This window comes from Kitasatospora sp. NPDC032757, assembly GCF_055579305.1.
Genome location: NZ_JBVINN010000051.1, coordinates 1 through 22930 on the forward strand (window position 1 = coordinate 1; position 22930 = coordinate 22930).

The 22930-nt window shown below is 73.5% G+C and carries 16 protein-coding genes and 3 pseudogenes; 10 read left to right on the top strand and 9 right to left on the bottom strand.

The window, feature by feature from the left end:
* The first annotated feature begins 239 nt into the window (after positions 1-239).
* The 3 genes from ACZ5WK_RS35550 (at position 240) to ACZ5WK_RS35560 (ending at position 3400) form a co-directional block, all read left to right on the top strand.
* Complete coding sequence (locus ACZ5WK_RS35550) at positions 240-1406, top strand: N-acetylmuramoyl-L-alanine amidase (RefSeq protein WP_465553903.1); 1167 nt, start codon at positions 240-242, stop codon at positions 1404-1406.
* Positions 1407-1561: 155 nt separating this feature from the next.
* Positions 1562-2455 (top strand): NAD-dependent protein deacetylase, encoded by an 894-nt coding sequence (locus tag ACZ5WK_RS35555; RefSeq protein ID WP_465553905.1) that lies wholly within the window; start codon positions 1562-1564, stop codon positions 2453-2455.
* Between the two features lie 135 nt (positions 2456-2590).
* Positions 2591-3400 (top strand): DeoR/GlpR family DNA-binding transcription regulator, encoded by an 810-nt coding sequence (locus ACZ5WK_RS35560; RefSeq protein ID WP_396324899.1) that lies wholly within the window; start codon positions 2591-2593, stop codon positions 3398-3400.
* A 191-nt stretch (positions 3401-3591) separates the two neighbouring features.
* Here ACZ5WK_RS35560 and ACZ5WK_RS35565 read toward each other — a convergent pair whose 3' ends face one another.
* Positions 3592-4641, bottom strand: a complete 1050-nt coding sequence (locus ACZ5WK_RS35565; protein ID WP_465553907.1) for a substrate-binding domain-containing protein — start codon at positions 4639-4641, stop codon at positions 3592-3594.
* A 389-nt stretch (positions 4642-5030) separates the two neighbouring features.
* On the opposite strand from ACZ5WK_RS35565, the gene ACZ5WK_RS35570 reads away from it, so the two are divergent.
* The 3 genes and pseudogenes from ACZ5WK_RS35570 to ACZ5WK_RS35580 form a co-directional block, all read left to right on the top strand.
* A complete protein-coding gene (locus tag ACZ5WK_RS35570; RefSeq protein WP_465553909.1) occupies positions 5031-7112 on the top strand; it encodes an alpha-galactosidase in 2082 nt (693 codons plus the stop codon).
* 133 nt (positions 7113-7245) lie between these two features.
* Positions 7246-8886: pseudogene (locus tag ACZ5WK_RS35575) on the top strand (NPCBM/NEW2 domain-containing protein); the annotation flags it as partial.
* A gap of 33 nt (positions 8887-8919) precedes the next feature.
* Positions 8920-9339: pseudogene (locus ACZ5WK_RS35580) on the top strand (NPCBM/NEW2 domain-containing protein); the annotation flags it as partial.
* A gap of 109 nt (positions 9340-9448) precedes the next feature.
* Here ACZ5WK_RS35580 and galK read toward each other — a convergent pair.
* The 8 genes from galK to ACZ5WK_RS35620 form a co-directional block, all read right to left on the bottom strand.
* Positions 9449-10585 carry a galactokinase gene (galK, locus tag ACZ5WK_RS35585; RefSeq protein ID WP_465553911.1) on the bottom strand — a complete coding sequence of 379 codons (1137 nt, stop codon included), beginning with the start codon at positions 10583-10585 and terminating at the stop codon, positions 9449-9451.
* A complete protein-coding gene (galT, locus tag ACZ5WK_RS35590) occupies positions 10582-11700 on the bottom strand; it encodes a galactose-1-phosphate uridylyltransferase (protein WP_465553913.1) in 1119 nt (372 codons plus the stop codon). The genes galK and galT overlap by 4 nt, the downstream gene beginning before the upstream one ends.
* 227 nt (positions 11701-11927) lie before the next feature.
* Entirely contained in the window at positions 11928-12974 is a 1047-nt protein-coding gene (locus ACZ5WK_RS35595) for a LacI family DNA-binding transcriptional regulator (RefSeq protein WP_465553915.1), read from the bottom strand.
* A gap of 34 nt (positions 12975-13008) precedes the next feature.
* Positions 13009-14724, bottom strand: a complete 1716-nt coding sequence (locus ACZ5WK_RS35600) for a glycoside hydrolase family 36 protein (RefSeq protein ID WP_465553917.1) — start codon at positions 14722-14724, stop codon at positions 13009-13011.
* Positions 14725-14727: 3 nt separating this feature from the next.
* The gene (locus tag ACZ5WK_RS35605) at positions 14728-15564 is read right to left on the bottom strand and encodes a carbohydrate ABC transporter permease (RefSeq protein ID WP_465553919.1); all 837 of its coding nucleotides are present in this window, start codon (positions 15562-15564) and stop codon (positions 14728-14730) included.
* Positions 15561-16475 carry a carbohydrate ABC transporter permease gene (locus tag ACZ5WK_RS35610; protein WP_396322398.1) on the bottom strand — a complete coding sequence of 305 codons (915 nt, stop codon included), beginning with the start codon at positions 16473-16475 and terminating at the stop codon, positions 15561-15563. Before ACZ5WK_RS35610 ends, ACZ5WK_RS35605 begins: the two co-directional genes overlap by 4 nt.
* Before the next feature lie 5 nt (positions 16476-16480).
* Complete coding sequence (locus ACZ5WK_RS35615) at positions 16481-17824, bottom strand: ABC transporter substrate-binding protein (protein WP_396322382.1); 1344 nt, start codon at positions 17822-17824, stop codon at positions 16481-16483.
* A 208-nt stretch (positions 17825-18032) separates the two neighbouring features.
* Entirely contained in the window at positions 18033-19172 is a 1140-nt protein-coding gene (locus ACZ5WK_RS35620) for an aminotransferase class V-fold PLP-dependent enzyme (protein ID WP_465553923.1), read from the bottom strand.
* Between the two features lie 236 nt (positions 19173-19408).
* On the opposite strand from ACZ5WK_RS35620, the gene ACZ5WK_RS35625 reads away from it, so the two are divergent.
* From ACZ5WK_RS35625 to ACZ5WK_RS35640, 4 genes and pseudogenes are all read left to right on the top strand, one after another.
* Positions 19409-20074: a hypothetical protein gene (locus ACZ5WK_RS35625; protein WP_465553925.1), complete on the top strand. Its 666-nt coding sequence runs from the start codon at positions 19409-19411 to the stop codon at positions 20072-20074.
* A 101-nt stretch (positions 20075-20175) separates the two neighbouring features.
* On the top strand, positions 20176-20889 hold the full coding sequence (locus ACZ5WK_RS35630) for an SMI1/KNR4 family protein (protein ID WP_465553927.1): 714 nt from the start codon (positions 20176-20178) through the stop codon (positions 20887-20889).
* 420 nt (positions 20890-21309) lie between these two features.
* A pseudogene (locus ACZ5WK_RS35635) lies at positions 21310-21702 on the top strand (LLM class oxidoreductase); the annotation flags it as partial.
* Between the two features lie 244 nt (positions 21703-21946).
* On the top strand, positions 21947-22906 hold the full coding sequence (locus ACZ5WK_RS35640) for a polyphosphate kinase 2 family protein (RefSeq protein WP_465553929.1): 960 nt from the start codon (positions 21947-21949) through the stop codon (positions 22904-22906).
* Positions 22907-22930 lie beyond the last annotated feature (24 nt).

Genomic DNA, 22930 nt, shown 5'->3' on the forward strand with positions numbered 1-22930 from the left:
ACGGTGGTTTGGAGCCTCCCCCTGCAGGGCGACCCCGGAGGACCTACCTCCATCTCTCGCACAGCACCGCGTCCAGAAGCTCCTACATCGACGCCTCCTTCAGCGTTCGTGGCACACGACCAGCAGAAACGATCAATCGGGTAAATTCGCGGCTGACTGATGGTCAGTCACCGGGGGCGTGGAGTCGGAGCAGGTCGTCGCGCCTCCGAGCCGTTCCCGCACCCTGGACAGGACCCTTGATGCCGAACCCGCAGCCCGCCGTGACCCGGCGCACCGTCGTCGGGGCGATTGGCGCCACTGCCGCCGCCCTCGCCGTCGCTCCTGCCGCCGCTGCCGCGGCCGCCACGTCCACCGCTCCGGCCGCGCCCGCCGCGCCCGCCGCCGGACGGGGCGCGCGGACCGTCAGCGCCCCGGCCACCCGGGCGCAGTCCGCGGCGGGCAGCGAGGCCGCGAGCGTGCGGGCCGGGTTCCCGATCCGGTACGTCGGCGTCAGCTGGGACGGCCCCCGGCGCGGCGCCGCGATCCGCCTCCACCAGGACGGCGCGGCACCCGGCGCCTGGCAGCCGCTGCCCGCCGGCTGCGCGGGCGGGCCGGACGGCCCCGAGGGCGCGGGCCGTCCGGGAGGCATCGGTACCGCCACCGCGCTGGTCGCCGCCGGCGGCGCGCCCGGCTACGACCTGCGTCTGCCCGACGGCGCGGGCAACGTCCGCACCGCCGCCATCGACACCGTGCACGGCCCGGTCCGCCGCCTGGCCGTCTCCCCCACCACGCCGGTCACCCTCGCCGGTGCCGAGTACCTCTCCCGGGCGGCCTGGGGCGCCGACGAGTCCAAGCGCTTCAAGAACGGCGTGGAGAACTCCCCCGCGAAGTACTACCCGCTCCAGACCCTGACGGTCCACCACACCGACACCCCGAACGCCGACCCCGACCCGGCGGCGACCGTGCGCGCGATCTACGAGTACCACGCCATCACCAACGACTGGGGCGACATCGGCTACCACTTCCTGATCGACGAGGCCGGGCGGATCTACGAGGGCCGCTGGTCCGGCGACGACGGTGCCCCGGCCGAGGACGGCGCCGGCAACGTGGTCACCGCCTTCCACACCGCCGGCTTCAACTCCGGCAACCTCGGCATCGCCCTGCTCGGCACCCTGAGCACCCAGGACCCCACCCCGCAGGCCCGCCGCTCCCTGACGGCCCTGCTCGCCCTCGTCACCGGCACGCACCACCTCGACCCGCAGGCCCACGTCACCTTCGTCAACCCGGTCAACGGTGTGACGAAGCCGGTCGAGATGATCAGCGGCCACCGCGACTGGCTCGCCACCGACTGCCCCGGCGGCTCCATGTACGCGAGCCTGCCCGCCCTGCGCGCCGAGGTCGCCGCGCTGGGCACCGCCGCGCGCTGACCCCGGAGGCCGCCGCGCGCTGACCCCGGAGGCCGCCGCGCGCTGACCCCGGGGGCCGCCGCGCGCTGACCCCGGGGGCCGCCGCTCGTCCTTCCCCGAGCGACGAGCGGCGGCCCTCCGGCCCGCCCTGGCGGCGGCTGTCCTACGCTGGCTGCATGCCCGTACATCGAGGACCCGAAGGGCCGGCCGCCCGTGAGCGCGTGCCGCAGGCCGAGGGGCTGGACGAGGTCCGGCGGCTGCTGGCGGGGCGGGGCGTCGCCGTCCTGAGCGGCGCGGGGCTGTCGACGGAGTCGGGCATCCCCGACTACCGGGGTGCCACCGGCCTGCTTCGCCGGCACACGCCGATGACGTACCAGGAGTTCGTGGGGAGCGAGGCGAGCCGGCGCCGGTACTGGGCCCGCAGCCACGCCGGGTGGCGGGCGATCGCCGAGGCGCGGCCGAACGCCGGGCACCGGGCGGTCGAGCGGCTGCGCCGGGCCGGCCTGGTGTCGGCGGTGATCACCCAGAACGTCGACGGGCTGCACCGCGCGGCCGGCACCGGCGACGCCGTCGAACTGCACGGCGGACTCGACCGGGTCGTCTGCCTCGGCTGCGGGCGCGGCAGCACCCGCGAGGAGCTCGGCCGTCGCCTGCACGCCCTCAACGGCGCTGCCGCCGGCGCGGACGCCCGGGTGAACCCGGACGGGGACGTGGAGCTGCCCGACGCGGCGGCCGCGTCCTTCCGCGTCGCGCCCTGCACGGCGTGCGGCGGCATCCTCAAGCCCGACGTCGTCTTCTTCGGCGAGAACGTGCCCGGGCCACGGGTCCGGCACTGCTACGACCTGGTCGACGACGCCCGCGCGCTGCTCGTCCTCGGCTCCTCCCTCACCGTCCTGTCGGGCCTGCGCTTCGTGCGGCACGCCGCCGCCACCGGCAAGCCCGTCGCGATCGTCAACCAGGGCGCGACGCGTGGGGACGCGTACGCGGAGGTGACGCTCTCCCTGCCACTCGGCGCGACGCTGACGGCCCTGGCGCAGCAGCTCGACGGCGGGCCTTCCGCCGGCGGCTGACGACGTACGATCCCGGTGGGCACCGCCTCGAAGGCGCTCCCCGGTACGCGCCGGGCCGCTGCGCCCGCGGGTTGCGTATCCTCTGTAGCTGTTTGGTTCTGGTGTTTTCGGTGTGGTGGTGAGGGGAGCGGGGCTGTGGCGGATACCGGACTTCTGGCCCATCAGCGGCAGGCGCTGATCGCCGAGATCGTGCGCCGCAGCGGTGCGGTGCGGGTCGCCGATCTGGTCGAGCAGTTGGGCGTCTCCGACATGACCGTCCGCCGGGACCTGGACGCGCTCGAGCGTTCGGGCACGGTGAAGAAGGTGCACGGTGGTGCCGTGCTCGGGTCGGAGACGGCGATGGCCGAGCCCGGGTTCGAGGTGAAGTCCGGCCTCGAGTCCGCGGCGAAGGCGGCGGTGGCGGACTCGGCGGCGGCCCTGGTCGAACCGGGCAGCGTGATCGCGATCTCGGCGGGGACGACGGCGTTCGCGGTCGCGGCGAGGCTGCTGCGGGTGCCGCGGCTCACCGTCGTCACCAACTCGCTGCCCGTCGCCGACCTGATCCGGTCGGCCGGGGAGCAGCACGATCCGGATGCGCCGTCGCTGCTGCTGACCGGGGGCTCCCCAACGCCGTCCGCGGCGCTGGTCGGACCGCTCGCGGACCAGTCGATCCGGGCTCTCCACGTCGACCTGCTGATCCTGGGTGCCCACGGGGTGTCCGAGAAGGCCGGTCTGACGACGCCGAACCTCGCCGAGTCGCAGACCAACCGGGCGCTGATCGCCTCCGCCCGGCGCGTCGCGGTGGTGGCCGACCACAGCAAGTGGGGCGTCGTCGGCCTCAGCGGGTTCGCGGCGCTGGAGGACATCGACGTGTTCGTCACCGACTCCGGGTTGGGCGAGCACGCCCGGGGCGTCCTGGCGGAGGCGGTCGGCGAGCTGGTGGTCGCCGAGGTGCCCGCGACCTGAGCGCGACGCCTCGGCGGCCACCGCCGCCCGGTGCGGCCCTACCCGGGCGGGCTCGCGGCGCGGTCGCCGTTGCGCGCTGCCGGACGACCACGGCGGCCGCCGGCAGCGCGCCCCCGACGACGTTCCGCCGGGCCGCAGCACCGGGTGCGCGCCCGGCCCGTACGGGCCGGGCGGCCGCCGGTGACGGTCGGTCAGCTGCAGGTGACCCCGGCGCTCTTCCAGGTCGCGGCGTCGACCATGGTGGTCTTGGCGAATGCCTCGGCGGGCATGTCCTTGCCGTTCTTGAGCTTGTCGTACATGGTCTGGACGGCGAGCGCGCCGACGTCCCGGCCGTTGATGAACAGCGCGGCCTTCATGCCGGAGGGCTGGGTGCCGCTCCAGTCCTTGCAGGCGAGGTAGGCGCCGAGGCCGACACCGGCCACGTTCTCGGCGCTCACGCCGGCGTTGCGCAGGGCGGTGACGCCGCCCTGGACGTTCTCGTCGTTGCAGCCCCAGACGATCCAGTGCTTGACGCCGGCGTTGGCGGTGACGGTCGCGGCGACCCTGTCCTGCGCACCGGTGGGGGTGTTGTCGGTGGCGACGTCGATGGTCTGCACCTGGGCGGCGTCGGCACTGAACGCCTCCTTGGCGGCCTTGACGCGGTCGCCGCAGACGGTGACGTCCTGCTTCCAGGCGGAGATGATCCGGGTGTCGGCGGGGTTCCAGCCGGCCTTCTTGTACTCCTGGGCGGCGCGCTTGCCGACCTCGGTGCCCATCTGCTGGCCGGAGAAGCCGATCCGGGCGACCAGGTCGCTCTTGGCGCAGGCGGCGGGGTCCGGGCCGGTGGCGCAGACCTGGTCGTCGGAGGCGAGGAGCGCGACCTTGGCGTCCCGGGTGGTCTGCACGACCTGCGGCCCCACCGCCGGATCCGGGACGACGATGATCACCCCGTTGGTCTTCTGCGCGATCGCGGACTGCACCTCGCTGACCGTCTTGTTGGCGTCGCTGCCCAGGTTTACCACCTTCAGGTCGACGCCGAGCTCCGCGGCCTTCGCCTTCGCTCCGGCCGCCTCCCCGACGAAGTACTCCTGGTCGCCCTGCTTCTGCAGGTAGGTGATCGAGATCTTCCCGCTCACCGTGGCCACGGAGGCGTCGCCCGACTTCACGGACTCCTGACCGGTGGAACAGGCGGTCGTGGTCAGGCCGAGGGCGAGCAGGAGGCCGGCGGTGGTGGCTGCACGGCCGGTGGTGCTTCGGATCATGGGGGAAACGCTCCTTTGTGCCGGTGCGGGACCGGTACCGGCACGGGTGGGGATCGAGGGTGCGCCGAACAGGCCCGGGATCGCGCACCTGTTCAATAAGCGATCAGAACTGAACGAATTTCAACGCGATGTGAAATATCACATGACGCACCGAGCTGGCGTCAAGCAGGTTGTCACGCCGAGATCAACCTGTGACATGCCACGGCACATGGCGGAACCCTCCGTGCCACTCGGGTCGAGCGGCCGTCACCGGCGGCTCCGTGCAAGGCACTTGAGCCCGGCGTGTCCGTGTGTCTATGCTGCGTTGCTTTCTGTTGGGACTTCAAACAGAAATCAACGGCAGTGGACTGCCGATCCCCCACCCCCCACCTGCGCACTCTGGAGCGCCCATGCGGATACCCCTGCCCCGCTCACTGCCCCGTGTCCTGGTCGCGCTGTCGCTCGCGGCCACCGGGCTCGGCACCGTCGTCCTCGGTGCGGCCGCCCCCGCGGCCGCCCTGGACAACGGACTCGCCCTCACCCCGCCGATGGGCTGGAACTCCTGGAACACCCTCGGCACCGGAGTGACCCAGGAACAGGTCGTCCAGACCATCGACTTCATGTCCGCCAACGGGCTGGTCCAGGCCGGCTACGACACCGTCACCATCGACGACGGCTGGTCGCTCGGCCACCGCGACGGCCAGACCACCGACCTGGTCAAGAACTCCTACGGCGCGATGCAGCTCTACGACGCCAACCGCAACCCCACCAGCGGCACCGACGGCTCCGGGTTCGACCTGACCTCCGGCCACCTCGTCCCCGACCCGGCGCGCTTCCCCGCGCACACCGTCAACGGGCAGTCCCTGAACGGGATCCAGTACCTGTCCTGGTACGCCCACAGCAAGGGCATGAAGTTCGGCCTCTACGCCACGGACACCTACACCACCTGCCAGGGCCGCCCCGGCAGCCTGGGCCACGAGTCCACCGACGCCGCCGACTTCGTCGCCTGGGGCGTGGACTTCGTCAAGTACGACGACTGCCCGTACGGCCCCCAGATCATCGGCCCCGACGGCCACAACTACTGGACGCAGGGCGAGGGGAGGGAGCTGACCCGGTCCATCTACGCCCGGGTGCGCGACTTCCAGCGGGCGCTCGACTCCGCCTCCCAGTCGCAGGGGCGCCCGCGGGTGGCGCTGAGCGTCTCCGCGCAGCCGGTGCACACCGGCGTGCCCTACCTCCTGGCCTCCGACGACCCCGCCCGCACCGACCCGGTGGTCGTCGCGGCCGGCACTCCCGCGAACGAGGCACCGGGCTACGCCCCGACCGGCGTGTGGTGCGGGCAGGTGGCCAACCTCTGCCGGATCGGCGGCGACCGCGGCCCGGACCTGGAGGGCGTGCTCTACAACGGGCAGTTGCAGACGGCCCTGAAGTACCCCGGCAACGCCCGGCCGGGCAGCTGGAATGACATGGACATGATGTTCGCGGGCTGGCAGAACCCCTACGGCGTCTACGGCGTCACCGACACCTGTCCCTGCCACAAGCCCATGTCCCTGACCGAGTCGCGCAGCGAGATGTCGATCCTCGCCATGATGGCCTCCCCGCTCATCTCCGGCGCGGACCTGCGCACCGCCGCCAACTCCCAGCACACCCGGGACGGCCTCACCTGGTCCACCGGCATCACCGCCGACCAGCTGGCCGTCTACAAGAACACCGACGTCATCGCGATCGACCAGGACCGGCTGGCCAAGCCCGCCACCCTGGTCGGCGCCCCGCCCAACAGCAGCACGGCACCGGTCGTCCTCAAGCGCCGACTCGCCGACGGTGACACCGCAGTCCTGCTGATCAACCAGGACCCGACCGGCTACCGGACCGTCTCCACCAGCCTGGCCGACCTCGGTCTGACCGGGCCCGGCTACTCGGCCAAGGACCTCTGGACCGGCGCCACCGGCAACGTGACCGGCAGCCTCAGCGCCCAGGTGGAGCCGCACGGCGTCACCCTGTACCGCCTCAAGGCGCTGCCGGGCACCGTCCCGGCGACGGTGATCGGCGACGGCCGGTACCACGGCATCAGCGCCGGCGGCACCGGCGGCCAGGCGCTGGAGGTCCAGGGCACGTGCAGCGCCCCCGACGGCTCCCCCGTCGACATCAACACCTGGTGGAGCTCCCACACGTCGGAGCAGTGGAACTTCGCCGCGAACGCGGACGGCACGGTGCGCATCACCGACAACTGCTACACGGGCACGCAGATCCACGGCACGCTCACCGGACCGGGCACGCCCGGCCAGCCCGCCCGGGTCCAGAACGCCTACGACCCCGGCAACCCCGCCCAGAAGTGGCGCGTCGTCCAGAACACCGCCACCGGAGCGCTGACCATCACCAACGTCGCGACCGGTCTGGTCCTGGCCGCCCCGCAGGCCGCCGCGACCTCCCCGGTGGTCCTCAGCCCGTCCGACGGATCGGCGGCGGGGCAGTCCTGGAGCCTGCTCTCCTGACGCTCCCCACCCCCTGCTCCCCCGGCTCCGGCTCCTCGCCGGGGCCGGGGGTCCCACCCAACACACCTTCTCTGGAGGACCTTTGCGCTCCCCCAGCACCTCGCAGTCCCGCCGTTCCGCGCCGTCCCGCCGCATCGCGTCGGCACTGACGGCCCTGACCCTGCTCACCGGTGGCGGCGCCCTCGCCGTCGGACTCCAACTCGCCACCGCGCCACCGGCGCTGGCAGCGGACAACGGGCTCGCCCTCACGCCGCAGATGGGCTTCAACAACTGGAACTCCACCCAGTGTGGTGCCCAGTTCAACGAAGCGATGATCAAGGGTATCGCCGACCTCTTCGTCAGCAAGGGCCTCAAGGCCGCCGGCTACCAGTACGTCAACCTGGACGACTGCTGGGCGCTGCCGCAGCGCAACGCCGCGGGCGACCTCGTCCCCGACCCGGTCCGCTTCCCGAACGGCATCAAGGCGCTCGCCGACTACGTCCACGCCAAGGGCCTCAAGTTCGGCATCTACTCCAGCGCGGGCGACCACACCTGTGACGTCAAGGGCTTCCCCGGCGGCCTCAACCACGAGCGGCAGGACGCCAGGCTCTGGGCCTCCTGGGGCGTGGACTACCTGAAGTACGACAACTGCCACAACCTGGGCATCGACGCCCAGACGCGCTACAAGGCGATGGGCGACGCGCTGAAGGCGACCGGACGCCCGATCCTCTACAGCATCTGCGAGTGGGGCAGCACCGGCCCGTGGAACTGGGCACCGTCGGTCGGCAACTCCTGGCGCACCACCGGCGACATCAGCGACACCTGGCAGAGCATGATCTCCATCGCCCAGGCCAACCAGGGCCTGGCCGGCTACGCCAAGGCCGGGGCCTTCAACGACCCCGACATGCTGGAGGTCGGCAACGGCGGGATGACCGCGACCGAGTACCGGACCCACTTCAGCCTCTGGGCCGAGATGGCCGCACCCCTGATGATCGGCACCGACCTGCGCAGCGCCGAACCGGAGACCTTCGAGATCCTGACCAACACCGACGTGATCGCGGTGGACCAGGACCCGCTGGGCCGGCAGGGCTCCGTGGTCTCCAGCGAACAGGGCCTCGTGGTGATGTCCAAGCCGCTGGCGGACGGCGGCCGGGCGGTCACCCTGACCAACGAGGGCTCCTACGACGCCACCATCACGGCCACCGCGCAGACCCTCGGCATCGGCGGGGCGGACTCCTACAAGGTCAAGGACCTGTGGTCGAAGAAGACCACCACCGGCAACGGGACCGTCAGCGCCACCGTCCCGGGGCACGGCACGGCGATGTTCCGGGTCACCCCGGGCTCGCCCGTCCCCCCGCCGACCGGGGTGACCCAGCTCAGCGACCTCCCGTTCGGCGCGGCCGCCAACCACTGGGGCCCGGTCGAGCGGGACCGCAGCAACGGTGATCACCAGCCGGGTGACGGGCACACCCTCAGCATCCGCGGCACCACCTACGCCAAGGGCCTGGGCGTGCACGCCCCCAGTGACGTCAGCTTCCACCTCGGCGGCGCCTGCCGGAACCTGGTCACCGACGTGGGGCTCGACGACGAGACCTACGGCAACGGCTCGGTGGTGTTCCAGGTCTTCAAGGACGGGGCCAAGGTCGCCGACAGCGGCACCGTCACCGGCAAGGACAAGCCCAAGCACCTCACCGCCGACCTGACCGGCGCCACCACCGTCCGCCTGGTGGTCACCGACGCCGGCGACGGCACCAGCTACGACCACGCCGACTGGGCGGGCGCGCACATCGCCTGCGGCAGCGGCCCGGCCGCCGGCACCCACCAGCTCTCCAGCCTCCCCTGGTCCTCGGCCGGCAACAGCTGGGGCCCGGTCGAGAGGGACATGAGCAACGGCGACAACCAGGCCCGGGACGGACAGACCATCACCATCGCGGGCACCACGTACGCCAAGGGCCTGGGCGTCAACGCGCTCAGCGAGGTGGTCTACTACCTCGGCGGCTCCTGCACCTCCCTCACCACCGACGTGGGCGTGGACGCCGAGGCGAACGGCCGCGGCAGCGTCACCTTCGAGATCTACAAGGACGCCGCCAAGGTCGCCGACAGCGGCCTGATGCTCGCGGCGTCCGCGGCCAAGCACCTCACCGCCGACCTCACGGGCGCCGACGAGCTGCACCTCGTGGTCACCGACGGCGGCGACGGCACCAACAGCGACCACGCCGACTGGGCGAACCCCGTTCTCACCTGCTGACCTTCACCACGGCCCGAAGGCGCGGTGGCGGACTTGGTCCGGCACCGCGCCCGGGCCGTTTCATGGCGCTCGGGGCTCTCCGGCCCGGCTCCGGCAGACCGCGGGGCGGTCAGGCCAGGTGGCGGGCTCCCTCGGCGGGGAGGGTGGGAAAGATCCGCGGCTGGGTGTGGCCGGCGGCCCGGAAGGCGGCGGTGACCCGGGTGGCGACGGCCGCGGCGGCGCGGTCGGGCACCAGGGCGATGACGGAGCCGCCGAACCCCCCGCCGGTCATCCGGGCACCGAGCGCCCCGGCGGCGACGGCCGCCTCGACCGCGAGGTCCGTCTCGGCGCAGGAGACCCGGAAGTCCTCGCGCAGGGAGGTGTGGCCGGCGGTGAGGACGGGGCCGAGGCCGGCCGGGTCGGCGGCGTCGAGCAGCGCCACCGCCTGCCGGACCCGGTCGTTCTCGGTCACCACGTGTCGCACCAAAGGCCCGAGCTCGTCCGGCAGTCGGGCGATAGCACGGTCGAGGTCGGCGGCCGGGAGATCGCGCAGCGCGGGCAGCCCGAGCAGGGCGGCGGCCCGTTCGCAGCCGGCCCGCAACGCGGCGTAGGCGCCGTCGCCGAGGTCGTGCCTGACCCGGGTGTCGATGACCAGCAGGGTCAGTCCGGCGGCGGCCAGGTCGAACGGGACCTGCCGGGCGCTGAGATCGCGGGTGTCGAGGTGGAGGGCGGCACCGGCGCGGCAGCACATCGACGCCATCTGGTCCATCACCCCGCACGGGACGCCGACGAACCCGTTCTCGGCCCGCTGGGCGATCAGCGCCAACTGCTTCCGGTCCAGGTCGAGTTGGTGGAGGTCGCGGTAGGCGACGGCGACGGCGCACTCCAGGGCGGCCGAGGAGGAGAGGCCCGCACCGGCCGGGACGTCGCTGGCGAACAGCAGGTCGGCGCCGCCGACCGGGTGGCCGGCCGCGCGCAGCGCCCAGACCACGGCGGCGGGGTAGGCGGCCCAGCCGTCCACGGCGCCGGGGGCGAGATCGTCGACGACCAGCTCGACGGGCGGGCCGCCGCTGCGGGTGGAGTGCAGGCGCAGCAGGCCGTCGTCACGGCGGCGGGCCTGCGCGCGGACGGTCTGCGGGAGTCCGATCGGGAGCACGAACCCGTCGTTGTAGTCGGTGTGTTCGCCGATCAGGTTGACCCGGCCGGGAGCGGCCCAGGTGCCGTCGGGGGCGTGGCCGTAGAGCTGCTGGAAGGCGGTGGCACTCATCGGGCGACCTCGCGCAGGCGGCGGGCGGCGTCCTCGGGGGCGACGTCGTTCATGTAGGCCTCCATGCCGGCTTCGGTGCCGGCCAGGTACTTGAGTTTCTCGGCGGTGCGGCGGACGGTGAACAGTTCGAGGTGGAGCGCGAGTTCGCCTCCGCCGACGGCGGGCGCCTGGTGCCAGGCGGAGATGTAGGGCGCCCGGACGGGGGTCTGCGGCGTGCCGAAGAGGCGGTCGAAGCGGCGGAGCAGGTCGAGGTACAGGCCGGGGAGTTCGGCGCGTTCGTCCTCGGTGAGGCGGGTGAGGTCGGGCACCCGGCGGTGCGGGTAGAGGTGGACCTCGTAGGGCCAGCGGGCGGCGAACGGCACGAACGCCGCCCAGTGCTCCCCGGACGCCACCACCCGTGCGGGGTCGGCGCGTTCGGCGGCCACCAGGTCCTCGAAGAGATTGCGGCCGGTGGCGGCGCGGTGGCGGGCGGCCTGCTCGGCCATGCGGCTGGTGCGCGGGGTGGTGAAGGGCAGCGCGTAGATCTGGCCGTGCGGGTGGGCGAGGGTGACGCCGATCTCGGCGCCGCGGTTCTCGAAGCAGTAGACCTGCCGGACGCCGGGCAGGGCGGCGAGCTCGGCGGTGCGGTCGGTCCAGGCGTCCAGCACCAGCCGCGCACGCTCCTCGTCCAGGTCGGCGAAGGAGGCGTCGTGGTCGGCGGTGAAGCAGACCACCTCGCACCGGCCGGCCGCCGGCCGCGACGTGCGCAGCGGGTCCTCGCCGGCCGGAAGGTCGGGGTCGGGCAGGCCGGCCAGGGAGGGGAAGCGGTTCTCGAAGACGGCGACCTGGTACTCCTCGGCCGGGATCTCGCTCAGCCGGCCGCCCCGGGAGGGGCAGAGCGGGCACTCGTCGGCCGGCGGGTGGTAGATCCGGGCCTGGCGGTGCGCCGCGATGGTGACCCAGGCGCCGGTGGCCGCGTCCAGGCGGATCTCGGAGCCACCGGAGGGCCGGTCCAGCGGACGGCGGTCGGCGGTGTCCCGGCGGGGCGCCGGACCACGGTCGTAGTAGATCAGCTCGCGCCCGTCGGCCAGCCTGGTCACGGTCCTGACGGTCGGTGCGGCGGCGGTCTCGGCCATGTGTTCTTCGTCTTCCTTGCACGGCGACGGGAGTAAACCGGGAGCAAACATTATCGAACATTACTCAACAGAGAAGCCGGAAGCCCACAGGAAGGTCCGCATGGACGACACGCGGGCCCGAGGGTACGAACGGTGGCCGACGGGCTGCCGGGCCGGTCCGTGCCAGGGCCGAGCCGTGCCGGGCTGCTCCGTGCCGGGCCGGTCCCAGCCGGCCGAGCTGCTCCCGACTACTCCGAGCTGGTCCGGACGACGAGCTCGGTGGCCAGCACCTGGCCGGCGGCGGGCACCGTCTGGCCGCGGACCTGGGCGAGCAGCAGCCGTACCAGGGCGGAGGCGATGGCCCGCAGGGGCAGCCGCACGGAGGTCAGCGCGGGGTGCAGGTGCCGGCAGAGCGGGGTGTCGTGGAAGCCGGTCACGGCGACGCCGCTCCCGACGGCCAGGCCCTCGGCGCGGATCGCCTCGTAGACGTCCAGGGCCGACAGGTCGCTCTCGGCCGCCACCGCCGTCGGCCGGTCCGGGCCTCGTAGCAGGGCGCGGAGTGCGGCCACCCCCGGCGCGCCGGCCACCCCGGGCGCCCCGGGCACGCCCGGCGGGGGCTGCACCACGTCCAGGCCCAGCCGGCGGGCCTCGGCGTGGAAGCCCTCGCGCCGCGCCGCCATCCATGGCAGGTCCGCGGCCGAGGCCGCGAAGCCGACCCTGCGGTGACCGCGCGCCGCCAGGTGCCGGACCACGTCGGCCATCGCCGCGCCGTTGTCGATGTCCACCCAGTGCTGCGGGAGGTCGGCCGTGGTGCGGCCGAAGGCGGCGAACGGGACGCCGGCCCGGGCCGCCCGGGCCACCCGGGCGTCGTCGTGCAGCACGTCCGCGAAGACCAGGCCGTCCACCTGACGGGCCGCCACGAGCTCGTCGATCGCCGCCCGGGCCGCCGCCTCGCCCGGCGCCGGGCGGACCAGCAGGACGCGGTGCCCCTCCGCGCCGGCCGCGTCCACCAGGGCCTCCAGGAAGCCCGCCATCAGCGGGTTCGGGTCGAACGGGTCGTCCACCGGGGCGAGGTAGCCGATCGTGCGCCGCTCGCCGGTGCGCAGCGAGCGGGCCGACTGGTCGGGCCGGTAGCCGAGCTCCTCGATGGCCGCGGTGACCCGGGCCAGGGTGTCGGGGTGGACGCGGTGGGGGGCGTTGAGGGTGTTGGAGACCGTCTGACGGGAGACGCCCGCCGCGTTGGCCACCTCCGCGATGGTGGTGGCGCGGCGCGGCGGGCGTGCTCCCTGGGTCATCGGTGCTCCGTAGGGTGTCAGGCGGCCCGGGCGGCTACGCCTGCGGTCGGCGCAGGGTCAGCAGCCCCCCGCGGGGAACGGTGACGACGCCGTCGCCGGCCAGGTCGGCGGTGTCGCTACGGACGATACGCCCGCGGGCGTCGTGGACGGTGACCGCGGCCGGGCCGCGGACGCCCAGCACGCGCACCTCGGGGTCGTCGTCGGCGTTGGCGACGAGCAGGGTGTGCCACGGGCCGCTACCGGCCCGCACGGGCAGCGGCGCGTAGCGGGCGACCGCCACCGTCCCGTCGCCGGTGGCGGTCACCATCGGGTAGCCCAGGTCGGGCCGGGCCGGGAGGAGTTCGCCGAGCTGCAGGGTGGGCAGGTGCTCGCGGACGACGCCGAGCCAGAACGCGAGCGCCTCGCGCTGCTCCGGGCTCTGGGCCGCCAGGTCGACGGAGATCTGCGGGACGGCGAAGAGGACGTTGATCAGGTGGCAGGCGACCTGCTCGGCCGGCTCGGCCGGATGCCACATGAGCATGTCGGCGTGGACCGCGACCGGCCCGGCGACCAGCCTCAGGTCGATGGTGCGCTGACGGTTCTCCTGCGGGCTGAGCGGGCAGTCGGTGGCGCGGACCATGGTGGTGTACGGCCAGAGACCGGGGCTGGTGTAGGGCTGGCGGTGCTCGGTCATCGCCTCGGGCTGTGCGGCGGTGATCCGGCGGTGGATGGCGGCGAGCAGCCGTTCGACGCCCTCGTCGACGGTGGCGCAGTCCGCCTCCGGGCCGGGCGCCGGCGGATCCGGGACGGCGAACCAGTCGATGAAGTCGATCTTCAGCCCGTCCATCCCCCACTCCTCGACGGCCCGGGCCAGCCGGTCGGTGAGGTGCTCGCGGACGGCCGGGTACCGGGGGTCCGCGACAACGGCGCCCATGTGTGCGGCGTCCGCGAGCGCGTAGCGGCCGAGCCGGTCCCAGGCGGCGCTCTCCTTGCCGATGAACGGCAGGGCGTACCAGAGCAGGTACCGGACGCCGAGGTCGTGGACGCGGCCGACGTGGGCGGCGGTGTCGGGCAGCGAGAGCGGTTCCCAGTCGCCGCAGTGGGCGTAGCCGCGGGTGCGGTCACGGGTCATCCAGCCGTCGTCGACGATGATCGTGTCGAGGTCGAGGGCCTTTCCGAGGGCGGCCTGGGTCTCCACGGTCCGGGGGGTGACGTTCTGCTGGAGCGTGTACCAGGTGGAGTAGGCGGGCCGGCGGGCCGCGTCGGGGACGTGGGCCGTCCGGCCGCTCCCCCACCACCGGGCGAGGTCGGCCAGGCTGCGGGCGAAGTGCCGGCGGGAGGTGTCGATCCGGACGGTGAGGCGGCCGGTGGCCTGGGCCCAGAAGCGGAACTCGCCGTTCTCCTCGACGACTCCCGCGCCGGCCAGGACGTCCGTGCGGTCGGCGGCGAAGGCGCAGAGCGCGACGTCGCCGGTGCCGATCAGGGCGGCGACCGGCGCGCCCTTGGCGAGGCCGGTGCGGCGCGGGGCGCTCCAGGCGGCGGGCAGCCAGCCGGTGCCGCGGGGTTCGGGGGTCCAGAAGGCGGTGGCGTCGACGCAGGGGACGCGCCACTCGATCCGGGTCTCGCCCTCGCTCTCGGCGGTCACCTCGGTCACGCCCTCGGTGACCGGGCGGACCGTGGCCTCACCGCTCACCCGCAGGTCAAGGCCCTCGGCGGGCAGCGGCCGGAGTCCGCCGGCGGTGGGGGCGTGCGGCTCCCAGATGTCGTCCATGGGTCAGCCTTTCGTGGCGCCGGCCAGCAGGCCGGAGATGAACTGCCGTTGGAGGGCCAGGAAGAGGACCATCATCGGCAGGGTGGACACTGCGGTTCCGGCGAGGATCGCGCCGTAGTCGGTGGTGCTCTCGCTGGCGTGGAGGGTGGCCAGCGCCACCGGCAGGGTGTGCATCTCGGGGCTGCGCAGGGCGATCAGCGGCCAGACGAACTGGTTCCAGGACCCGAGGAAGAGGAAGATCGCCAGCGCGGCCAGGGCCGGGCGCATGACGGGGACGACCACGCTCCACAGCACCCGCAGCTCGCCGGCGCCGTCGACCCGGGCGGCGTCCAGCAGTTCGTCCGGCATGCTGCTCAGGGCCTGGCGCATCAGGAAGATCGCGAACGGCACGCAGAGGCCGGGCAGCACCACGGCCTGGTAGCTGTCGAGCAGGCCGAGCGACATCATCATCTTGAACAGGGGCACCAGCATGACCTGTTCGGGCACCACCAGGGTGGAGAGCAGCAGCGCGAACAGCACGGTGCGCCCGCGGAAGCGGAACTTGGCGAAGGCGTACCCGGCGAGCAGGGCGACGACCAGCGCGCCGGTGGTCTGCAGGCCGGCGATGGCCAGGGAGTTGAAGACGACCCGGCCGAGGCCGATCTTGGCCTGGAGGTGGTCGAGGTTCTCGCCGAGGTGGCCGCCGGGCAGCAGGTTCGGCGGCCAGTCGAAGATCTCGGAGTCCGACCGTGTCGCGGCCACCACCAGCCAGTAGAACGGGCCGACGGAGAGGCCTGCGACACCGGCCAGGACGAGGGTCAGGGGCCAGCCGCGCAGCCGCGCGGACCTCGCGGTGCTCATGGGCGTTCTCCCATCAGACGCATCTGGGCCGCGCCGAGCACCGACACCAGCAGGGTCAGCGCGTAGGCGATGGCCGAGGCGTAGCCGAAGTCGAAGTAGCGGAAGCCGTTGTCGTACAGGTACATCGACACGGTGAGGGTGGCGTTGTCCGGGCCGCCGCGGGTCAGCACGTAGGGCTCGTCGAAGAGCTGGAGGGTGCCGATGGTGGAGAGCACGACGGTGAACAGCAGGACCGGGCGCAGGGCGGGCAGGGTGACGGAGGCGAACCGGCGCAGCGGCCCGGCACCGTCCATCATCGCGGCCTCGTACAGCTCCTTGGGGATGCCCTGCAGACCGGCCAGGTAGATCACCGCGTTGTAGCCGGTGTAGTGCCAGGTGAGGACGAGGACGACGGCCATCCGGGACCAGAACGGGCTGCCGAGCCAGTCGACGCCGGGCAGGCCGAGCTGTTCGAGGACGTGGTTGACGGCGCCCTGGCGGGTGTTGAGGAGGAAGGCGAACACCACGCCGGTGGCGACCAGGCCGGTGACGGCGGGCATGAAGACGCCCAGGCGCCAGACGGTGCGCCAGCGGACGACGGCCGAGTTGATGCCGACGGCCAGGCCGAGCGCGAGCGCGAGCATCAGCGGGACCTGGACGACGAGGATCCGGGCGGTGTTGCCCAGGGCGGTCCAGAACAGCGGGTCGTGGAGCAGGCGCCGGTAGTTGGCCGCGCCGGCGCCGTGGGTGGCCGCACCGGAGCCGGTGGTCAGCGACAGCAGTAGCGAGGAGACGATCGGATAGGCCTTGAACACCGCGAAGGTGACCAGGGCGGGGGCGAGCAGCAGGTACGGCAGCGCCCGGCGGCGCAGCACGGCCCGGCGGCGGGCCGGCGGCGACTCCGCCCGGACCGTGGCGGCGGGTGGGGCGATCGCGGTCACCGGACCGCACGCCCGGTCTGCTGGCCGAGCTGCTTGGCGGCCTCCTGGAGCACGGTGGCCGGGTCGCCGCCCTTGAGGAACACCTTCACCTGGGCGTCGCTGGCGAGCTTGAGGGCACGGGCGAAGTCGGCGGAGTAGTTGGTGGCCTCGGCGCCTTCGGCGAGCAGGTCGGCGAAGGGCCTCAGGACGGGCTGTCCGCCGTAGTAGTCGCTGGGCGCGGAGTACATCGGGTCCGCGTGGGCGGCGGTCAGGGCGGGGAAGACGCCGCCGGAGGTGAACATGGCGTTGACCGAGGCGGGCCGGGTGAGCGCGTACTCGACGAACTTCCAGGCGGCCACGCGGCGCGGGCTGGAGCCGGCGACGGCCAGGTAGGTGGAGTTGACGATCGCGGTGCGCCGACCGCCGGGGGTGACCGCCGGCGGCCGGGTGAGGCGCCAGTTGCCGCTCTGGTCGGGGAACTTGGCCTCCAGGTAGTGCGCGGCCCAGGCGGGCAGCGGGCCGGTGGCGAGTGTCCCGGCCTTCATCAGGTTGCGCCAGCCGTGGTCGCCGGCGGCATCGGCGACCAGCCCGGCCTCGTCGAGGCGCTTGATGATGGTGAGCGCCCGCACCGCCTCCGGGGAGCCGAGGGTGATGTCGCCCTTCAGGTCGAAGTAGAAGGCGCCCTGGAGCTGCATCAGCGCCTGCAGGAAGTCGAGGTCGGCGCCGGGGGTGGCGGGCTTGTTGAGGCCGATCAGGGCCTTGCCGGGGTTGGCGGCCTTGAACCGGTCGGCGATGGCGAGCACGTCGTCCCAGGTCTGGAACGTCGTCGGATCGACTCCGGCCTTGTCGAACATGTCCTTGCGGTAGAAGAAGCCGAGCGGGTTGACCTCCCAGGGCAGCGCGTGGACGCGGCCGTCCTTGCCGGTGACGACGGGCCAGAGCCCTTGGGCGAACTTGTCCTTGTGGGCGTCGGCGCCCAGCGCGGAGAGGTCGGCCAGGCCGCCGGGGAACTTCTCCATGTAGCCGGGCAGGTAGTCGCAGCCGATGTGCAGGACATCGGCCAGGCCCTGGCCGCCGGCCGCCATGCTGACGGTGATCTTGTCCCAGATCGCCGGTTCGCCGACGTCCTGGACGTCGATCTTGATCCCGGGGTTGTCCTTCTCGAAGGCCGGAACCACGCCGCGCAGCGCCTCGGCCGCGGTGGCCCAGGACCAGACGGTGACGGTACCGGTGGCGGCGTCTCCGCCCGAGGCGACGTCGCCGCCCGAGCCGGAGCAGGCGGACATCGCACCACCGGCGGCCAGGGCCAGCAGGCCGGCTCCGGAGGCGCGCAGCAGATCGCGGCGGGAAAGGTGTGACATTGCATTCCTCTCTGAGGGGTGGCCCGATTCAGGGGGCGGGCCCGATCCTGCGGGGGCTTGCGACTACGGGGGCTTGGGGCTGCGGGGGCTTGAGGCCGTGGCGGGGGGTGCGGCTGCGGGGGGGGGGTGCGACGGCGGGGGGTGCGCGACGGCGGGTTTCGCGCGAGGGCGGGAGTCGTGCGGCTGTGCGCCGGTCCGTGCGTGCCGGTCAGGTGGTGGCGGCGCGCTTGAGCGCCTCGGCCAGCCGCGCGGCGGCGTGCCGGTCGGTGCTGGCGTGCGGCGACAGCCGGATCCAGTCGGCGCGCCGGGTGGTGGCCAGGCCCGCCCGGGTCAGCACGTCGTGGACGGCCTGCGGGTCGGCGCCGGGCAGCCGCAGCCGGGCGATCCCGCTGACCCCGGCCGCTCCGCCGCCGGCGTCCGGGCCGCCGGCGGTCTCGGCGCCGGCAGCCCGGGCGGCGTCCAGCAGCACGCCGAGCACCTCGCCGATCCGGGCGTTGATCCGCCCGACGCCGACGTCCCGGACCAGCCCGAGGCCGGCGCCCAGCGCGGCGACGGCCGGGCCGTCCGGGTTGGTGAGCGTGTGCGCGACGGCGCCCGTCCTGGCGGGGCGCGGGTGGTCGCGCGCGTCGATCGGGTCGACCACGCCCGACCAGCCGCCGAGCCCGGGGGCGAGCAGCCCGGCCACCCGGTCACGGACCATCAGGAGAGCCGCGCCCCAGCCGGACCGGAGCCACTTCTGGCCGCCGGAGGCGAGGACGTCCGCGGCGTCGGCGGCGAACTCCACCGCCCCCAGCGCCTGCACCGCGTCCACCACCAGAACCCGCCCCGGGCCGATCACCTCCTTGATCGCGGCCAGCGGCGCACGGAACCCGGTGGCGCCGTCCACCGCGCAGACCGAGACGGCGCGGACCCGCTCGTCCAGGTGCTCCCGCACGGTGTCGGCGGTGACCGGGTTGTCCAGCAGCCGCACCGTCAGGCCGCCGTTGCCGGCGGCCCGCAGCCAGGGGTAGAGCGCGCCGGGGAAGTCCGACCGGCCGACCAGGACGGTGCTCCCCGGCGGCGCGGTGGCGAAGGCGTGGGCCGCGGCGAACATGCCGTGCGAGGTCGAGCCGACGAACGCGATCTCGTGCCGCGCGCACCCGAGGAGCTCGGCCGCCGTCCGCGCCGTCTCCTCCCCCGCCGCGTCCAGGGAGTCCAGCGCCTCCCAGCCCAGGTGACTGATCTGCGTGGCCGACCGGGCCAGCACCTCGTGCACCGCGGCCGACACCGGCCCGAACCGCGCGAAGTCCAGATACCCGGCCGGTTCGCCGAACTGCCGCAGGTACTCCGGGACAGAGCGCACCGGCATGAGATCCCTCCCGAATTTGAACGTTCAAATCCCCAAAACCGAGCAGAACCAAACAGGCCTGTGGGGTGGGAGACAGCAAACGCTCACCCTCGTGGCCCCGTCAAGCCCTCTGCGCGGCCGACCGCCACCCCGAGACCCTTCCGTTACCCGGGGGCGGCGGGCCGCCGGACGGCGAGGTGCCTCCCGGACGGCGGGCGTGCCAGGCTGTCCCCGACCAATCGGAGGGAATCACCGCCATGCACACACCGAGCCGACCCGAGGATCTCGCCCCAGCCGCCCGCGCGTGGGCGCGCGCCGTCACGTTCGCCCTGCTCCAGGCCGCCCGGGGGGACACCGAGGGCTACTGGTTGGACGAGGACGGCGCTTGGTGCGACGCCACGGCCGGCTCGTACTGGTGGCGCGTCACCAAGGTGGCCGACGGGCAGGTCGTGTTCTGCGGCCAGGACTCCGACGGCAGCGAGACCCACATCGACGGCCGGCAGATCGACTTCCTTGCCGGCGGCCCGGACTGGCTGCCCTGGAAGCAGCTGCGCGAGGACGCCCGGGGCAATCTGTTCGGCTTCGTCTACTGGTCGCACGCCGACGGCTGGGAGCGCATCCCGTACCCCGACGAGCTGGACGACGACGGGCTGGCCGGGGCCGCCCCCTGGCTGGGCTCGGCCGAGGACTTCGCCGACGAGGCGGCGGGCCTGGCCGGCGTGGCGCGCGCGGACACGGCCGCCTTCGCCACCGCCCTCGACCGCTTCGTCCGCCACGCCGAGACCGGCATCGTGGACGCCGCCCTGGTCGCCGACCTGCTCGCGGCAGCCGGCCCCGGGGGCGGGCGGGACCCGCTGCAGCCGGAGCCGGCGCTGGCGGTCGCCGTCCGCGCCGGGCTCACCGGGGCCGCCGCGCGGGGCTGACCCGGGCAGCGAGGCAGGGACGGCCCGGGCGCCCGGAGGTCCGGGCGCCAGGAGGTCCGGGCGCCAGGAGGGGTGTCCGACCGCTCGGCTAGCGTGTACGCGTGATCTTCGCTGACGTCCTCACGACACGGCTGCGCGCGCTGGCCGCCCGCGTTCCGTTCGACCTCGCGGTCCGCCCCGGAGCAACGGCCGACGACTTCGACGGCTGGCCCGTCCCGGTGCCGTCCGAGGCCCGCGAACTGCTGCGCCGCCTGGGCGGCTTCTCGGTGCCGCCCGTGGAGTTCACGCTGACCGGCCACCCCCGCCAGTCCCATGACCACGGCCTCCCGCACCCGCACTGGCTTGTCACCGACGACGGCGGTGGCGGCGTCACCTGGGTCGACATCGAGACCGACGGCCGTTGGGGCCAGGTGCTGATGCAGTACCGCGAGGGCGGACTCTTCGTCGAGGCCGACTCCCTGCCCGACTGGCTGGACCGGGTGATCGGCACCGCGGAGGAGCTGGTCGACGAGACGGGCTTCGAGAACGGCATCCAGCCGTACGCCGACGATTTCTGGGACCTCCTGAACCTGACCGGCCCCACGCTGCCGCTGTACCCGGCGGCGGAACTGCGGAGCCCCGGCACGGACCGGGTGGTCGCCGAACTCGCCGCCCGGGTACCGGACGACGCCTTGATAGCCGACCTTCGCGGGGCCCCGCCGGGCAGCCGGGCCCGGTTCGACCGGGCGCTCAGGCGGTACCGCCTCGAACGGGCCGCCGGCGGCGCAGTGTTCGCCGCCGTCCCCATGGAGCAGGAGCACAATCGTCCGAAGTGAGCTCCGGTCCGCAGCACCACCCGAGGAGGAGCGCCATGGCCGCCTACACGACCGATCCGCGCGTCGACGCCTGAATCGACGCGCTGCCCGCCTGGCATCAGCAGATCTGCCACCGGGTCAGGGCCCCGGTGCACGGCGCCGACCCGGAGGTCACCGAGACCGTCAAACGCACCGCCCGGCCTGACCACTGGCCCGGGTGAGCCGATTGACGGGGCGACAGCTCACCCAGTTGACACGCAACCTGGACCTGCGTATCAACCCGGCCTCCGCCCCGTCGGTCACCCTGCCGCTCGACGACTTGGCCGGCTGAGCACCTACCTTGGGTCCGGGTCAACGGCACCTGGAGGCGGCCGCGACGGGAGCCCGCAGCGATTCGGGCAGAAGAGAGCTGTTCTGCCAGAATTCGAGTTCGCCGTGGGGCCCGACCAAGAGCTGATCGCCGGGTTCGCCGAGCACGGCGGAGCCGGGAAACCGGCGGCGGGCCAGTTGCCGGTGTGTTGGGACGCCGACCGGGACGCGGCCGCACGCCGGGCCCACGAGCAGTTCCACTGGTTCGGCGGCGGCTGGAAGGTCAACGCCGAACTGCCCGGGACGGCGGGTTTCGCCGCCGCGAGCCGGTTCGTCCGCGCCGACGACGTCGCCGAGGCCATCCCCTGCGGCGAACGGGTCGAGGACTTCGTCGAGGCTGTCAGACCGTTCGTCGAGGCGGGTTTCGGCGAGGTCGCCCTCGTCCAGGTCGGCGGCGACAGCCAGCCCGCGTTCATCGACTGGGCCCAGGACACGCTGCTGCCGGCGGTGCGCGCGGCGTTCTGAACCTGCCCGTCCCGGCGGTGAGCCGCGCGGCCACCCGGACGGCCCGTCCGGTTGGACGGGCCCGACGGCCGGTCGGAGGGTGACAGGTACCGACGCCCACCGCACGGTGGGCCGGGTCACCGCAGCAGCGTGAGCGGCCGCGCGCCGGGCACCGGACCCGACCGGCCGGCCGGGGCGATGACGACGGCAGGGACCGGGCGGGTGAGCCACAGCAGTCGCGGACCGAGAGGAAGCGTTGCCGGTGATGGCGGACAAGCAGGCCAGACGGATCGCGAAGTTCATCGAGCCGCTGCGCGTGGAGCCGGGCTCACGGGTGGACCTCGCCGAGGACTTCGACCCCCGCTACAAGGCCCGGATCAAGAAACGGGACGGCGCGGAACTGCTGCGCACCGGTGTCGCCTTGCTCGCCGAGTACCAGGCGAAGCTGGCCGCCCAGGACACCTACGGTGTGCTCCTCTGCCTCCAGGCGATCGACGCGGGCGGCAAGGACGGGACGATCCGTCACGTCATGAGCGGGGTCAACCCGCAGGGCGTTCACGTCAGCAGCTTCAAGGTGCCCTCCGCCGAGGAGCTCGACCACGACTACCTGTGGCGCTACGCCTGGCGCCTGCCGGCCCGCGGGGACATCGCGATCTTCAACCGGTCGCACTACGAGGAAGTCCTCGTCGTGCGGGTGCATCCCGAGAACCTCGACCGCCAACGACTGCCCGAGGAGGCGAAGGGCCGGGACGTCTGGGCGCGCCGCTACCGGGAGATCAACGACTGGGAGCACTACCTCTGCGACAACGGGTTCAGGGTGGTGAAGATCTTCCTGAACCTCTCCGAGGAAGAGCAGCGCATTCGCTTCCTGAAACGGATCGACCGCCCGGAGAAGAACTGGAAGTTCTCGGCCGCGGACCTTCGCGAGCGCGGGAGGTGGGACGAGTACCAGCAGGCCTTCTCCGAGATGCTCTCGGCCACGAGCACCCCGTGGGCACCGTGGTACGTCGTGCCGGCCGACCGCAAGTGGTTCGCGCGCATCTGCGCCGCCGCGGTGCTCGTGCACACGCTGATGGAGATCGACCCCCGGTACCCGGTCGTCGGCAAGAAGGCCCGCAAACAGCTGCGCGCCGCAAAGAGCCTGCTGGAGCAGGACGCCCCTCAGGGCGCCGCCCGCGACCCGTACGCAGCGGAGCACCAGCACCGCAACGGGCACCGTGGCTGAGCACCGCAGGGGCCGACCCCTCGC

What these genes read in the sequence shown, in the direction of transcription:
- ACZ5WK_RS35605 (WP_465553919.1), bottom strand. Translation starts at nt 15,564, where the DNA reads ATGAGCACCGCGAGGTCCGCGCGGCTGCGCGGCTGGCCCCTGACCCTC.
- ACZ5WK_RS35615 (WP_396322382.1), bottom strand. Translation starts at nt 17,824, where the DNA reads ATGTCACACCTTTCCCGCCGCGATCTGCTGCGCGCCTCCGGAGCCGGC.
- ACZ5WK_RS35595 (WP_465553915.1), bottom strand. Translation starts at nt 12,974, where the DNA reads ATGACCCAGGGAGCACGCCCGCCGCGCCGCGCCACCACCATCGCGGAG.
- ACZ5WK_RS35565 (WP_465553907.1), bottom strand. Translation starts at nt 4,641, where the DNA reads ATGATCCGAAGCACCACCGGCCGTGCAGCCACCACCGCCGGCCTCCTG.
- ACZ5WK_RS35640 (WP_465553929.1), top strand. Translation starts at nt 21,947, where the DNA reads ATGGCGGACAAGCAGGCCAGACGGATCGCGAAGTTCATCGAGCCGCTG.
- galK (WP_465553911.1), bottom strand. Translation starts at nt 10,585, where the DNA reads ATGAGTGCCACCGCCTTCCAGCAGCTCTACGGCCACGCCCCCGACGGC.
- ACZ5WK_RS35620 (WP_465553923.1), bottom strand. Translation starts at nt 19,172, where the DNA reads ATGCCGGTGCGCTCTGTCCCGGAGTACCTGCGGCAGTTCGGCGAACCG.
- ACZ5WK_RS35555 (WP_465553905.1), top strand. Translation starts at nt 1,562, where the DNA reads ATGCCCGTACATCGAGGACCCGAAGGGCCGGCCGCCCGTGAGCGCGTG.
- ACZ5WK_RS35625 (WP_465553925.1), top strand. Translation starts at nt 19,409, where the DNA reads ATGCACACACCGAGCCGACCCGAGGATCTCGCCCCAGCCGCCCGCGCG.
- galT (WP_465553913.1), bottom strand. Translation starts at nt 11,700, where the DNA reads ATGGCCGAGACCGCCGCCGCACCGACCGTCAGGACCGTGACCAGGCTG.
- ACZ5WK_RS35570 (WP_465553909.1), top strand. Translation starts at nt 5,031, where the DNA reads ATGCGGATACCCCTGCCCCGCTCACTGCCCCGTGTCCTGGTCGCGCTG.
- ACZ5WK_RS35600 (WP_465553917.1), bottom strand. Translation starts at nt 14,724, where the DNA reads ATGGACGACATCTGGGAGCCGCACGCCCCCACCGCCGGCGGACTCCGG.
- ACZ5WK_RS35550 (WP_465553903.1), top strand. Translation starts at nt 240, where the DNA reads ATGCCGAACCCGCAGCCCGCCGTGACCCGGCGCACCGTCGTCGGGGCG.